We start from the raw sequence: 12,697 nt of genomic DNA, 5'->3' as shown, positions 1-12,697 counted from the left end.
GCGGGGCGCCGTGGTGCAATCAGAAAGTCCGACACGGGCGATAAGGAGAGGGCCATGGGAATGTTGCGCTTTGGATCCATGCTGGCCGGATGCGTCCTGCTGCTGGCGCTTCCCTCCCAGGCCGCCGACATCAAGGCGCGGGTCAAGGAACTGGTCACCGAGCGCTGTTCGCTCTGCCACGGCGTGGACGGCGAGGCGGCGACCTCGGTCTATCCCCGCCTGGCCGCCCAGAACGAGACCTATCTGGTCAAGCAGCTGAAGGATTTCCGCGACGGGCGGCGCAAGGGCACCATGAACGAGATGGCCAAGGACCTGACCGACGAGGAGGCCGCCGGGCTGGCCGCCTATTTCAGCGGCAAGAAGGCCCTGTCCAAGCGTCCCCTGGACGGCGACTTCGCCGCCGTCGGCAAGTACATCTTCCACAACGGCAACAAGTATTCCGGCATCGCGCCCTGCGCCTCGTGCCACGGCGCGTCCGGGCACGGGACCGAGCAATTGCCCCGTCTGGCCGGGCAGCATCCTTCTTACGTGGAAGGCCAGCTGATGGAGTTCGTGTCGGGCTCGCGCACCAACGACAAGTCGATCATGCACGCCGTGGCCACCAAGCTGACCACGCTGGAGATGAAGGCGGTGGCGAGCTATATCGGCGGGCTGGAGTAGGGGGGATATGGCAGGGCTCTGCCCTGCACCCGCCAGGGACTTAGTCCCTGGACCCCGCTCCATTTAACCCAATGGGATCAAAGGGCCTTGGGCCCTTTGCGGGTGTGGGCGGAGCCCACGGGGAACCTGTCTTATTCCCACCGCACGTCGGCGGCGAACAGGTAGCCGGCGCCATAGACCGTCTTGATCAGGCGGGGCGATTTGGGGTCGGATTCGATCTTCTTCCTGATGCGCGAGACGCGCACGTCGATGGCGCGGTCGAAGGCGATGTCGTCCTTTTCCGGCTCGGCGCCCTGCAACTGCTCGCGCGACAGCACCCGCTTGGGGGCCTTCAGCAGGGCGGTCAGCAGATGGGCCTCGGCGGCGGTCAGCGTTTCGTGGCGTCCGTCGGCGTGGGTCAGGCTGAGATCGCCCGATTCGAAGACCCACTCGCCGAACGCCGCCCGCGTGGTCACCGGTCCGCTGCTGGCCGCCAGTTGCTCGCGGCGGCGGATGACGGAATTGACCCGGGCCACCAGTTCGCGCGGCTCGAACGGCTTGACGATGTAGTCGTCGGCGCCCAGCTCCAGGCCCAGCACCCGGTCGGACACGCCGCCGCGTCCCGTCAGGATGATCACCCCGAAGCGCACGTCCTCCCACAATTCACGCACCAAGGTCAGGCCGTCCATGTCGGGCAGGCCGAGATCGACGATGCACAGATCGGGGGGGTCGCGCCGGATGGCCTGGCGGGCCAGCGCACCGCTGGCCAGCGGCGTCACGTGATAGCCGTAGCCTTCCAGCACCTGACGCAACAGGGCGCGGATGTCCGGCTCGTCGTCGATGACATAGATGCGCTTCTTGTTGCCGCCCACTCCCAGGCCCCTATGCCGCGTCCGACGGCTCCGTCGTCCGGGCGACGGCGGCGGCCAGGTCGGACAACTCCCATGGCTTTCGCAATATGACCAGATCATCGGCCTCGGGGCTAGTGTCGAAGGAGAAGCCGCTGATCAAAATTACCGGGAGCGTCGGGCGCTCGCCCTTGATGCGTGACGCCAGTTCGATGCCGCTCATGCCGGGCATGACGATGTCCGAGACCACCAGGGACAGGCCTTCGATCTGGCCCACCAGTTCGGCGGCCTCGTCGCCGCTTTCCGCCTCGACCACCGAGAAACCCAGATCCACCAACTGGCCGCGCAGCACGGCGCGCACATCCGAATCGTCCTCGGCGATCAGGGCCAGCTGGCCCTGCCAGCGCGATTGCGACGGCTGCGGGTCGTCCATCTCGCTTTCCACCGCCACGGGTGCTGCGCGGGGCAGCAGGATGGTGACGGTGGAGCCCAGCCCGAGGCGGCTGTCGAGCGTGATGTAGCCCCGGGACTGCTTGACGAAGCCGTAGACCATGGACAGGCCCAGGCCCGAGCCCAGGCGCTTGGTGGTATAGAACGGCTCGAACGCCCGGCTCATGGCCTCGGGCGCGAAGCCGGTTCCGTTGTCCGAGACGCGGATTTCCAGGTAGTCGTCGGGCTCCACCCGCTCGTCGAAGGTCAGCGGGTCGCTGACGGCCCGCAGGCGTACGTCCATTTCCAGGCGGCCGCCGTCGGGCATGGCGTCACGGGCGTTGAGCGCCAGATTGATCAGGGCGTTCTCCAGCTGGTTGGCATCAGCGATGGCCCAGCATTCGCCGCCCTCGTCGGGAATCGTGATGGTGATGGAGGACGGCAGCGAGCGCGACAGCAGCACCGAGACCTCGCGCACCAGGGCCGAGACGTCCACCGGCTGGGGTTTCAGGGGTTGCTGGCGCGAGAAGGCCAGCAGGCGGGACGTGATGTCGGCGCCCCGCCGGCTGGCGCGCACCGCCGGCTCGAGATAGGAGTCCAGGCCGTCCACCTCGCCGTAGCGGTCCCGCGCCGCCGCCAGATTGCCCAGGATCACCGACAGCAGGTTGTTGAAGTCGTGGGCCAGTCCGCCGGACAGCTGGCCCACCGCCTTCATGCGCTGGGCCTCCATCAGCCGGGCCTCGGTCTCCTTTTCCGCCGAGACGTCCAGCGCCAGCACGAACATGGCGGCCACCGTGCCGTTGGCGGCCAGCTGGGGAATCAGGGTGTTCCTGGTGGTGACCACATGGCCGTCGGGATGGGGGAAGGAATAGGTGAAGGTCACCTCCTCGCCCGCCCAGGTGCGCTGCATGTGGGGCTGGATGGAATTGTGGGCGAAGCGGCCGATGGCCGATTTCAAGTCGCGGCCGATCAGGTCGGCGGCGTCCTGGCGCACCAGCTCGGCCCAGCCCCGGTTGACGAAGCGGATGATCTCGTCACGGCCCAGATAGGCGATGGCCGCCGGAATGGCGTCGAGGATCAGCTTACGGCGGGTCTCGGCCTCCTCCAGTTCATTGGTGCGCTCCTGCACGCGGGTGTCCAGCGTCGAGATGTCGTCCTTGACCCGGCGCACCATGGCGTCCAGCGCCTCGGCCAGCAGGCCGATCTCGTCGTCGCGGCGGATGCCGCTCTGGGCGTCCAGGTTGCCGGCCTGCACCTGCTCGGCGGTCTCGGCCAGACGGTTCAAGGGCCGGGTCAGCCAGTCCACCGCCAAATAACCCATCGCGCCGGCCACCACCATCAGGGCCAGCGCGATGGTCACCAGCCGGTTGCCCAGCACCTCGGAGGAGCGCTTCAGCTCGTCCACATAGACCGAAGAGGCGATGTACCAGTCGAAGCCCTTGAAATGCCGGACCCAGGAAATCTTCTCGTAGGCGTAATTGCCGGGGTCGGACGGCTTGTCCCACAGATAGGAGAGCGGGCGGTCGCTGTCGGCGGCCTCCATCAGCTCCTCGCTGATGGGCCGGCCGGTGGCGGGGTCGGCGCGGGTGCCGAAATCCTGGCCCTCGATGTTGGGGTTGGGGTGGATGATCATCTTCTTGGCGGCGTCGAAGATGTAGACGTAGCCGGTGCGCGCGATGCGGATGTTTCTGAGTGCCTGGCGTAAATCCTCGATGGCCTCTTCCTTGCGGCGTTCCACCTCGCGGTCGATGTCGGCGAGATAGGCCCCGGTGCCGATCACCAGGCCGCGATGGGGCAGGTCGATGAAATAGGACAGCTTCTCGCTGGGCCTGGTGTCGCCCAGGCGCTGCCAGGGATAGGTATGGAAGCCCTCTCCCTTTTCCCTGGCGGTGGAGATGATGGTGGGCAGGATGGCGCGGCCGTCCGGGCCCTGCAGCCGTGAAGCGTCGCGGCCCTGGAATTCCGGGTCGGGGTGGGAGCGGATCACCGAATTGTAGTCGGTCACCCAGATGTAGTCGTTGTTGCCCCATTTGAAAGCCCGAAGGCCGTCGAAGGCCTGGCGCTTGGCCTCGGCCTCGCTGATCTCGCCCCGGTCGGCGCGGGCCAGCACATGGTCCAGGTAGGAGGCGGCCAGCGACACCACGTTCTTCAACTGGGTCTTGTAGGACTCCACCGTCATGGCGCGGCGGTCTTCCAGGCTGCCGTCGATCTTGCCGGCCATGGCGAAGACGTTGTCGAGGATGGTGCGGCTGGCGTTCAGCTCGATCTCGTAGGCCTTTTCCTCGATGAGCGGGACGGAAAAGACGTAGATCGCCGCCGCGAACAGGGCCACGGCGGCGAGGATGGCCGAGAACAGCCGGAAGAACAGGCGCGAGCGGATCATTCTCCGATCATTTCAAACCCGGAGCCCGGGCTCAACCGCGCTGATGTCCCCGCATGGCTGCGTCCCGGCAACAATTGGCAACAATTGGGGAAAAATTCGGACACGCTCCTTTGATAGGTGAGGTGGCCAAAGAAATCCTCCGGAGGGGACATGTCCAACTCATCCATCTACGAACGGGTTCGCCAGAATCCGAAATTCCACGAACTGGTCCGCAAGCGCTCGCGTCTGGCGGTCGCGCTGTCGGTGATCGTTCTGGGGTCCTATTACACCTTCATGATGATCGTCGCCTTCGCGCCGGAATTCCTGCGCACCCCGCTGTCCCAGGGCTCGACCCTGACCGTGGGCGTGCCGGTGGGCGCCGCCATCATCGTGGTCTCCTGGCTGCTGACCGGCCTTTACTCCCACTTCGCCAACGGCGAGTTCGAGGAGCTGAACAAGGACGTGGTGCGCGAGGTGCTGGAATAATGAATAGGATGATCCCCCTCGCCCTGGCGGCCCTGCTGGTCGCGGGCCCCGCCTTGGCCGGTCCCGGCGATCTCGGCGGCTCTGAGAAGCAGCCGATCAACATGACCGCCATCATCATGTTCTTCGTCTTCGTCGCCAGCACACTGGGCATCACCTGGTGGGCGTCCAAGCGCACCAAGTCGGCCAGCGACTTCTACACCGCGGGCGGCGGCATCTCGGGCTTCCAGAACGGCCTGGCCATCGCCGGCGACTACATGTCGGCGGCCACCCTGCTGGGCCTGTCGTCCATGGTGTTCGCCACCGGCTTCGACGGCTTCATCTACACCATCAGCTTCTTCGTCGGCTGGCCGATCATCCTGTTCCTGCTGGCCGAGCGCCTGCGGAATCTGGGCAAGTACACCTTCGCCGACATCGCCTCCTACCGTCTCGACCAGACCAAGGTGCGCACCTTCGCCGCCATGGGCTCGCTGACCGTGGTGTGCTTCTACCTGATCGTCCAGATGGTCGGCGCCGGCCAGCTGATCAAGCTGCTGTTCGGCCTGGATTACGCCGTGGCGGTGATCCTGGTGGGCGTGCTGATGGTGGTCTACGTCACCTTCGGCGGCATGATCGCCACCACCTGGGTGCAGATCATCAAGGCGGTGCTGCTGCTGGGCGGCGGTACCCTGCTGGGCTTCCTGGCGCTGTCCAAGTTCGGCTTCAGCCTGGAAAACCTGGCCGCCAAGGCGGTTTCCTCGCACAAGGCGGGCGTCAAGATCATGGGCCCCGGCACCCTGCTGGCCGATCCGGTCTCGGCGGTGTCGCTGTCGCTCGGCCTGGTGTTCGGCACCGCCGCGCTGCCGCACATCCTGATGCGCTTCTTCACCGTTCCCAACGCTAGGGAAGCGCGCAAGAGCGTGTTCGTGGCCTCGGGCTTCATCGGCTTCTTCTTCCTCGTCGTCTGCATCCTGGGCATGGCGGCCATCAGCATCGTCGGCACCGATCCGCAGTTCTTCGAGGGCGGCAAGGTGGGCGGCAAGCTGCTGGGCGGCGGCAACATGCCCGTCATGCACCTGGCCAAGGCGCTGGGCGGCGACATCTTCCTGGGCTTCCTGTCGGCGGTGGCCTTCGCCACCATCCTGGCGGTGGTGTCGGGGCTGGCGCTCGCCGGCGCCTCGGCCATCGCCCATGACATCTATGCCCGCGTCATCCGCAAGGGCCACGCCACCGAAGCCGAGGAGATGCGCGTCTCCAAGCTGGCCTCGCTGGTGCTGGGCGTGCTGGGCGTCATCCTCGGCATCATGTTCGAGAAGCAGAACGTCGCCTTCCTGGTGGGCCTGACCTTCGGCATCGCGGCCTCGGCCAACTTCCCGGTGCTGTTCCTGTCCATGTACTGGAAGGGCCTGACCACCAAGGGCGCCCTGTGGGGCGGCATCGCCGGCCTCGTCTCGGCGGTGGCCTGCGTGGTGCTGTCCAAGACGGTGTGGGTGGCGGTGCTGGGCAATGCCGCGCCCATCTTCCCCTACGAGCATCCTGCCCTGTTCTCCATGACCTTCGCCTTCGCCGTCACCATCCTGGTTTCCAAGCTGGACGGCAGCGAGACGGCCAAGGCGGAGAAGGCCCTGTTCGACGACCAGTATGTCCGCGCCCAGACGGGAATCGGCGCGGCTTCGGCCTCCAATCACTGATCCATATGCCCGGTGACCGCACGCGGTCACCGGGCGCCCTCAGGCGCCGGGCGGGCCACCTCCGTGACCCTTGGCTTCCGCGGCATAAGCCGCGCGGCCCCTTGGGCCTAGCCAAACCCCGCAAGGGTTTGGCGCGATTTTCCTCCCGCAAACTGCGAGACCCGCCGGGGTTCTTCTCCGGCGGGCTTTTTTTTGAGCATTGCCCGTTGACAAGGCACTCGTAGGACCGGAAATATCGGCCCCGCGCGGGCATGCGGCGTTTGGCCCGGCGTTCCGGTTTTCTGGCTGGGGGGTAAGGTCATGCGCGTTTCCTTGACGGCTGTCGCGGTGTCGCTGGTTGCAATGGTGTCGGCCGCCCAGGCGGCGGAAGACAAGGTGCTGAACGTCTACAACTGGTCGGACTACATCGCGCCAGACACGCTGGAGAAGTTCACCGCCCAGACCGGCATCCGCGTCAATTACGACGTCTACGACAGCAACGAGGTGCTCCAAGCCAAGCTGCAGGCCGGCAAGTCGGGCTATGACGTGGTGTTTCCCTCGGCATCGCCCTTCCTCGCCAACCAGATCAAGGCCGGCATCTACCGCAAGCTGGACCGCTCCAAGCTCACCAATTACGGCAACCTGGACCCCCAGGTGATGGTGACCCTGAACCGCTCGGCCGATCCCGGCAACCTCTACGCCATCCCCTACGCCATTTCGCCCACCGGCTTCGCCTACAACGTGGACAAGGTGGCCAAGGCCGCTCCCGGCATGGATCTTTCCGGCTGGTCGGCGCTGCTCGACCCGGCCCAAGTGTCCAAGCTGAAGGGCTGCGGCGTCAGCCTGCTGGACGCCCCCACCGAGGTGTTCCCCGCCGCCCTGGCCTATCTGGGCAAGAACGGCGCCTCGCTGGACTCCGCCGACTTGAAGGCGGCGGCCGAGGTGGTGACCAAGGTGCGGCCCAACATCAAGTATTTCCACTCGTCCAAGTTCATCAACGACCTGGCCAACGGCGACATCTGCATGGCGCACGGCTATGTGGGCGATCTGGTCCAGTCGCGCAACCGCGCCGCCGAGGCCGGCAAGGGTGTCAACATCAAGATCGTCATCCCTAGGGAAGGCGCGGTGATCAACATCGATTCCATGGTGATCCCGGCCGACGCCCCCCATCCCGACAACGCGCACAAGTTCATCGACTTCCTGATGAAGCCCGAAGTGGCGGCCGGCTTCACCAACCTGACCGGCTACGCCAATCCGGTCTTGGATTCCAAGAGCCTGATCAAGAAGGATATCCAGGCCGACCCGGTGGTGTTCCCGCCCGAGGCGGTGGCCTCCAAGCTGTTCCAGGTTCCCCCGGCCGACATGGGCAAGGAGCGCGAGCGCACCCGCCTGTGGACCACGGTCAAAACGGGTCGCTGACGGGCATGGCGCAGGCGGCGGTCAAGCGGGAGGCGGATGCTCCCTGGAACGACCCCCAGGCGGTTCCGCTGATCCGCTTCGAGGGGATTTCCAAGCTTTTCGGCGACTTCACCGCCGTCGAGCACGTGGACCTGGCCATTCACAAGGGCGAGTTCTTCTCGCTTTTGGGCGCGTCGGGCTGCGGCAAGACCACGCTGCTGCGCATGCTGGCCGGTTTCGAGACGCCAACCACCGGGCGCATTCTCATCGACGGCCAGGACGTCACCAATGTGCCGCCCTATGAGCGGCCGGTGAACATGATGTTCCAGTCCTACGCCCTGTTCCCCCATATGAGCGTCGCCGACAACATCGCCTTCGGCCTGAAGCAGGACGGGTTGGCGCAAGCGGTGATCAAGGACAAGGTGGCGGCCAGCCTGGAGCTCGTCCAGATGGGCCGGTTCGCGGGCCGCAAGCCGCACCAGCTGTCCGGCGGCCAGCGCCAGCGCGTGGCGCTCGCCCGCTGTCTCGCCAAGGAGCCCAAGGTGGTGCTGCTGGACGAGCCGCTGGCGGCCCTGGACAAGAAACTGCGGGAAGCCACCCAGCTGGAGCTGGTCAACATTCAGGACCGGGTGGGAATCACCTTCGTCATGGTCACCCATGACCAGGGCGAGGCCATGACCATGTCGAGCCGCATCGGCGTGATGAACGCCGGGCGCATCGAGCAGGTGGGCCGCCCGGTAGAGATCTACGAATATCCCGGCACCCGCTTCGTGGCCGACTTCATCGGCGTCGCCAACATGTTCGAGGGCACCGCCAAGGGCGGCGAGGGGACGCTGGCCGTTTCCTGCCCCGAGCTGGAGCACGATCTGTCGGTGACGGGTGGCGCTTCGGTGGCGGGCGGTATGGCGGTCACCGTCATGGTGCGGCCGGAAAAGATGGTCATCGGGCGCGAGAAACCGCAGGCCGGCCTGAACTGGGCCGAGGGCGTGGTCAGCGACATCGCCTATCTGGGCGACGTCTCCGTCTACCACGTGCGCCTCGCCTCGGGCCGCAAGGTCCAGGCGCTGCGCACCAACCTGCATCACGGCGAGGAAAGCCGCCTGACCTGGGACGATCCGGTGTTCCTGTCCTGGCATCCCGCCGATTCCCTGGTGCTGACCAAATGAAAAACCTGGCAGAGGGCAGGGGCGGCCGCTTCCTGGTGGGCCTGGCGCCCTATGCCTGGCTGCTGCTGTTCTTCCTGGTGCCCTTCCTGATCGTCCTGAAGATCAGCCTGTCCGAGCCGCAGATGGGCATTCCGCCCTACATGCCGCTGTGGGTGGACGGTGTCTTCAAGGGCACGCTGGCCGGCTACAACACGCTGCTGGGCGACAATCTCTATCTGCTGGCCTATCTGGGGTCGCTGCGTCTGGCCGGCATGGCGACGCTGGGCTGTCTGTTGCTGGGCTATCCCGCCGCCTACGCCATCGCCCGCGCGCCCAAGGCCCGCCGGCAGGCGCTGCTGATGCTGGTGGCGCTGCCGTTCTGGACCTCGTTCCTGATCCGCGTCTACGCCTGGATTGGTATCTTGAAGACCGAGGGCCTGCTCAACATGGCGCTGATGGCGATCGGCGTCATTTCCGAGCCGCTGCAGATCCTCGAGACCGACATCGCGGTGACCATCGGCATGGTCTATTCCTACCTGCCGTTCATGATCCTGCCGCTCTACGCCACGCTGGAGAAGATGGACCTGTCGCTGCTGGAGGCTGCCGCCGACCTGGGCTGCCGGCCGTTCCGGGCCTTCCTTTCCATCACTCTTCCGCTGTCCATGCCGGGCGTGGTCGCCGGCTGCATGCTGGTGTTCATTCCGGCGGTGGGCGAGTTCGTCATTCCCGACCTGCTGGGCGGCCCCGACACATTGGTGATCGGCAAGGTGCTGTGGGCCGAGTTCTTCGACAACCGCGACTGGCCCACGGCCTCGGCGGTGGCGGTAGCCATGCTGGTGCTCCTCGTGGTGCCCATCATGATCTTCCAGCACTTCGAGGCCAAGCGGGCGGAGCGCGAGGGATGAACAACCGCGGCTTCGCCCTTTATACCGCCCTGGCGCTGGTCTACGCCTTCCTGTACCTGCCCATCGCGCTGTTGGTGATCTATTCCTTCAACGCGTCCAAGCTGGTGACGGTGTGGGGCGGCTTTTCCACCAAGTGGTACGGCGAGCTGCTGCAGGACGAGCAGGTGCTGGGCGCCGCCTGGCTGTCGCTGAAAATCGCCTTCCTCAACGCCTGTCTTGCCACCGGGCTGGGCACCCTGGCGGCGGTGGTGCTGGTGCGCTTCCAGCGCTTTCCCGGCCGCGCCCTGTTCACCGGCATGGTCTCCGCGCCGCTGGTGATGCCCGAGATCATCACCGGCCTCGCCCTGCTGCTGCTGTTCGTGGGCATGGAGCAGATGCTGGGTTGGCCCGACGGTCGGTCCATGACCACCATCGTCATCGCCCACGTCACCTTCAGCCTGTCCTTCGTCACCGTGGTGGTGCGCTCGCGCCTGGCGCAGATGGACCGCTCGCTGGAGGAGGCGGCCATGGACCTGGGGGCCCGGCCGCTCACCGTGTTCATGAAGATCACCCTGCCCATCATCGCGCCCGCTTTGGCGGCGGGCTGGCTGCTGGCCTTCACCTTGTCGGTGGACGACGTGGTGATCTCCGCCTTCGTCTCGGGGCCGGGCGCCACGCCGCTGCCCATCGTCATCTTCTCCAAGGTCCGCCTCGGCGTCAGCCCGGAGATCAACGCGCTGGCCACCATCGTGGTGGCCCTGGTCGGCATCGCCATCGCCATTGCCGGGCGGGTGATGATGAGCAAGGAAAGCCGGAGCGGATAAGGCTGGGGCGGGCGGGACGCCCGCGCTCCCAAATCGCGTCATTTTCTTGGAGCGCGGGCGTCCCGCCCGCATTGCATCAGGTTTGCCGGCATGAGCCTTTTCCTTATCCAGACCGCCCTGATCATCGGCCTGCCCTACGCCCTGTGGCGGCTGGGGTTGGTCGGCCGGCTGATGCCGCTGGCCGCCGTGCAGATGGCGGCGGGCATCGCGCTGGGGCCCAGCCTGCTGGGCTGGCTTGCCCCCGAGCTGTCCATGCGGCTGTTTCCGCCGGCTTCGCTGGCGGCACTGGACGGGCTGGTGCGGCTTGCCGTGGTGTTCTTCGCCTTTTCCATTGGCCTGCATTTCGATCTGGCCCAGATCCGGGGGCAGGGGCGGTGCTTTTCCGTCGTGGCCCTGTCCAGCGTGGCGATTCCCACCCTGGCGGGCGTCTTCGGCGGCTGGTGGCTGTTCGCCGCCGTGCCCGATTCTTCCGGCTTTTTCGCCTCGCGCCCCGTTTTCGCCGCCGCGATGGGCATCGCGGCGGGGGTGACGGCGCTGCCCGTCCTGGGCGCGGTGGTGCGCGAGATGGGCCTCGAGCGGCACAAGGTGGGCGTGATGGCGCTGGGTGCTGCGGCCTTCAACGACGCCGCCCTGTGGGTGGCGGTGGCCCTGCTCCTGGCCGTGGCCCAGGGCAATGACCCCTGGTCGGCGGGCTGGGCTGCGGCCGGGGCCCAGCTGTTCGTCGGCTTCATGGTGGTCGTGGTCCGGCCGCTGCTGTCGCGGGTGTTCGCTGGCGTCGAGGCCTGCGGTAAGGTGTCGCCCGGCGACGTGGTGCTGCTGACCATGGGCCTGTCGGCCTCGGCGCTGGCCACCGAGTCCATGGGCCTGCACGCGGTGATCGGCGCCTTCGTCTTCGGGGCGGTGATGCCCCGCACCCTGGCTCAGGCCATCGTCGGCAGTTTCGAGACCTTCGTGCAGGTGGTGCTGTTGCCGTTCTTCTTCATCTCGGTGGGCTTAAAGACCCGCATCGACCTGAACACCGGGGCAGTGACCATCTTCCTGGTGATGAGCGCGGCGGCGGTGGTCGGCAAGCTGGTCTCGGCGCTGCCCGCCTGGATGGGTGGCTGCACGGGGCGCGAGGCCTGGACGCTGGGCGGATTGCTGACCTGCAAGGGTCTGATGGAGCTGGTGGTCCTGACCCTGCTGGCCGATGCCGGGCTGATCTCGGACACCACGTTCGGGGCCATGGTACTGATGGCCCTGTTCGCCACCATGCTGACCAAGCCGCTGGCATCGCTGGGCGGCAGGCCCTGAAAAGAAAAGCGGGGCAAAAGCCCCGCATTTCACGTCCTAGAATTCCTTCTGCACCTTGGCCCGCAGCTCGGCCGAGCGGGGGCTTTGGGTGTCCAGGGTTCCGTCGCTGCTGCCCATGCGGATGGACTCGGCCACCGCGCCCAGGCATTGCTCGTTTCTCAGCTCGTACTGGTCCAGCTGCCAGCTGGCGTTGCGGTTTTCGCTCATCAGCATCGCCGCCTCGGTCTGCAACTGGGTGGCCTCGGCCAACAGGCGGGCGGCGTTGGAGGCGGACTTGGCCGACGGGGTCGAAGCCCCCGCGGCGGCCATCTGGGCCGACGCCGCGGTGCGGTCGTCGCCCTTCAGCCAGATGTGGGCCCAGGCCTTCCAGGGGGCGCCCGCCTCGATGTCCAGGGCGTAGAGGACGGCATAGGCCACCGCCTGGGTGACGGTCAGATCCTCGGTGCTCATGACTCGGCTCCTCCCGCCGCCGGGGCCTCGGGGGCGGCGCGGCGCTTGACGGTCTTGGGATCGACGGTGATGGGGCGGTAGATCTCGATGCGCGCCCCTTCCTCCAGCACGGTCTCCAGGGTTGTGGCCTTGCCGAAGATGCCGACCTTCTGGGTTTCCAGGTCGATCTCGGGGAACTGGTGCAGGATGCCCGACTTCTCGATGGCGGCCCGGACCGTGGTTCCCTCCGGCACGTCGATGGACAGCCAGGACTGGCGGGACGGCAGGGCGTAGACGACTCCGACTTTCATGAT

Annotated in this window: 12 protein-coding genes; 8 read left to right on the top strand and 4 right to left on the bottom strand. The window is 66.6% G+C overall.

Annotated elements, in window-relative coordinates:
- Window positions 1–54 precede the first annotated feature (54 nt).
- Window positions 55–660, top strand: a complete 606-nt coding sequence (locus tag XM1_RS15880) for a cytochrome c (protein ID WP_156428759.1) — start codon at window positions 55–57, stop codon at window positions 658–660.
- Window positions 661–791: 131 nt separating this feature from the next.
- On the opposite strand, the gene XM1_RS15875 is transcribed toward XM1_RS15880, so the two are convergent.
- Window positions 792–1,511: a response regulator transcription factor gene (locus XM1_RS15875; RefSeq protein ID WP_068435154.1), complete on the bottom strand. Its 720-nt coding sequence runs from the start codon at window positions 1,509–1,511 to the stop codon at window positions 792–794.
- 10 nt (window positions 1,512–1,521) lie between these two features.
- On the bottom strand, window positions 1,522–4,299 hold the full coding sequence (locus XM1_RS15870; protein ID WP_068435152.1) for a cache domain-containing protein: 2,778 nt from the start codon (window positions 4,297–4,299) through the stop codon (window positions 1,522–1,524).
- Between the two features lie 150 nt (window positions 4,300–4,449).
- On the opposite strand from XM1_RS15870, the gene XM1_RS15865 reads away from it, so the two are divergent.
- From XM1_RS15865 to XM1_RS15835, 7 genes are all read left to right on the top strand, one after another.
- Window positions 4,450–4,764 carry a DUF485 domain-containing protein gene (locus tag XM1_RS15865; protein ID WP_068435150.1) on the top strand — a complete coding sequence of 105 codons (315 nt, stop codon included), beginning with the start codon at window positions 4,450–4,452 and terminating at the stop codon, window positions 4,762–4,764.
- Window positions 4,764–6,431, top strand: a complete 1,668-nt coding sequence (locus tag XM1_RS15860) for a cation acetate symporter (protein ID WP_068435148.1) — start codon at window positions 4,764–4,766, stop codon at window positions 6,429–6,431. Before XM1_RS15865 ends, XM1_RS15860 begins: the two co-directional genes overlap by 1 nt.
- A gap of 300 nt (window positions 6,432–6,731) precedes the next feature.
- Entirely contained in the window at window positions 6,732–7,829 is a 1,098-nt protein-coding gene (locus XM1_RS15855) for a polyamine ABC transporter substrate-binding protein (RefSeq protein WP_068435146.1), read from the top strand.
- Between the two features lie 5 nt (window positions 7,830–7,834).
- Window positions 7,835–8,974 carry an ABC transporter ATP-binding protein gene (locus XM1_RS15850; protein ID WP_068437930.1) on the top strand — a complete coding sequence of 380 codons (1,140 nt, stop codon included), beginning with the start codon at window positions 7,835–7,837 and terminating at the stop codon, window positions 8,972–8,974.
- Window positions 8,971–9,858, top strand: coding sequence for an ABC transporter permease subunit (locus XM1_RS15845; protein ID WP_068435144.1), 888 nt, complete (start codon window positions 8,971–8,973; stop codon window positions 9,856–9,858). Before XM1_RS15850 ends, XM1_RS15845 begins: the two co-directional genes overlap by 4 nt.
- The gene (locus tag XM1_RS15840) at window positions 9,855–10,661 is read left to right on the top strand and encodes an ABC transporter permease subunit (protein ID WP_068435143.1); all 807 of its coding nucleotides are present in this window, start codon (window positions 9,855–9,857) and stop codon (window positions 10,659–10,661) included. Before XM1_RS15845 ends, XM1_RS15840 begins: the two co-directional genes overlap by 4 nt.
- Before the next feature lie 90 nt (window positions 10,662–10,751).
- Window positions 10,752–11,954 carry a cation:proton antiporter gene (locus tag XM1_RS15835; RefSeq protein WP_068435141.1) on the top strand — a complete coding sequence of 401 codons (1,203 nt, stop codon included), beginning with the start codon at window positions 10,752–10,754 and terminating at the stop codon, window positions 11,952–11,954.
- Window positions 11,955–11,990: 36 nt separating this feature from the next.
- Here the strand turns inward: XM1_RS15835 and XM1_RS15830 are convergent, their stop codons facing one another.
- Both XM1_RS15830 and XM1_RS15825 read right to left on the bottom strand, forming a co-directional pair.
- The gene (locus XM1_RS15830) at window positions 11,991–12,404 is read right to left on the bottom strand and encodes a hypothetical protein (protein ID WP_068435138.1); all 414 of its coding nucleotides are present in this window, start codon (window positions 12,402–12,404) and stop codon (window positions 11,991–11,993) included.
- The gene (locus tag XM1_RS15825; RefSeq protein WP_068435136.1) at window positions 12,401–12,694 is read right to left on the bottom strand and encodes an RnfH family protein; all 294 of its coding nucleotides are present in this window, start codon (window positions 12,692–12,694) and stop codon (window positions 12,401–12,403) included. The genes XM1_RS15830 and XM1_RS15825 overlap by 4 nt, the downstream gene beginning before the upstream one ends.
- Window positions 12,695–12,697 lie beyond the last annotated feature (3 nt).

The organism is Magnetospirillum sp. XM-1 (assembly GCF_001511835.1).
Taxonomy (GTDB): Bacteria; Pseudomonadota; Alphaproteobacteria; order Rhodospirillales; family Magnetospirillaceae; genus Phaeospirillum.
Note: the sequence above shows the minus strand (reverse complement) of the source record. Positions and strands in the feature narration are given on the sequence as shown.

Coding starts and splice junctions, on each gene's coding strand:
- XM1_RS15880 (WP_156428759.1), top strand. CDS start 55: ATGGGAATGTTGCGCTTTGGATCCATGCTGGCCGGATGCGTCCTGCTG.
- XM1_RS15870 (WP_068435152.1), bottom strand. CDS start 4,299: ATGATCCGCTCGCGCCTGTTCTTCCGGCTGTTCTCGGCCATCCTCGCC.
- XM1_RS15865 (WP_068435150.1), top strand. CDS start 4,450: ATGTCCAACTCATCCATCTACGAACGGGTTCGCCAGAATCCGAAATTC.
- XM1_RS15860 (WP_068435148.1), top strand. CDS start 4,764: ATGAATAGGATGATCCCCCTCGCCCTGGCGGCCCTGCTGGTCGCGGGC.
- XM1_RS15855 (WP_068435146.1), top strand. CDS start 6,732: ATGCGCGTTTCCTTGACGGCTGTCGCGGTGTCGCTGGTTGCAATGGTG.
- XM1_RS15850 (WP_068437930.1), top strand. CDS start 7,835: ATGGCGCAGGCGGCGGTCAAGCGGGAGGCGGATGCTCCCTGGAACGAC.
- XM1_RS15845 (WP_068435144.1), top strand. CDS start 8,971: ATGAAAAACCTGGCAGAGGGCAGGGGCGGCCGCTTCCTGGTGGGCCTG.
- XM1_RS15840 (WP_068435143.1), top strand. CDS start 9,855: ATGAACAACCGCGGCTTCGCCCTTTATACCGCCCTGGCGCTGGTCTAC.
- XM1_RS15835 (WP_068435141.1), top strand. CDS start 10,752: ATGAGCCTTTTCCTTATCCAGACCGCCCTGATCATCGGCCTGCCCTAC.
- XM1_RS15830 (WP_068435138.1), bottom strand. CDS start 12,404: ATGAGCACCGAGGATCTGACCGTCACCCAGGCGGTGGCCTATGCCGTC.
- XM1_RS15825 (WP_068435136.1), bottom strand. CDS start 12,694: ATGAAAGTCGGAGTCGTCTACGCCCTGCCGTCCCGCCAGTCCTGGCTG.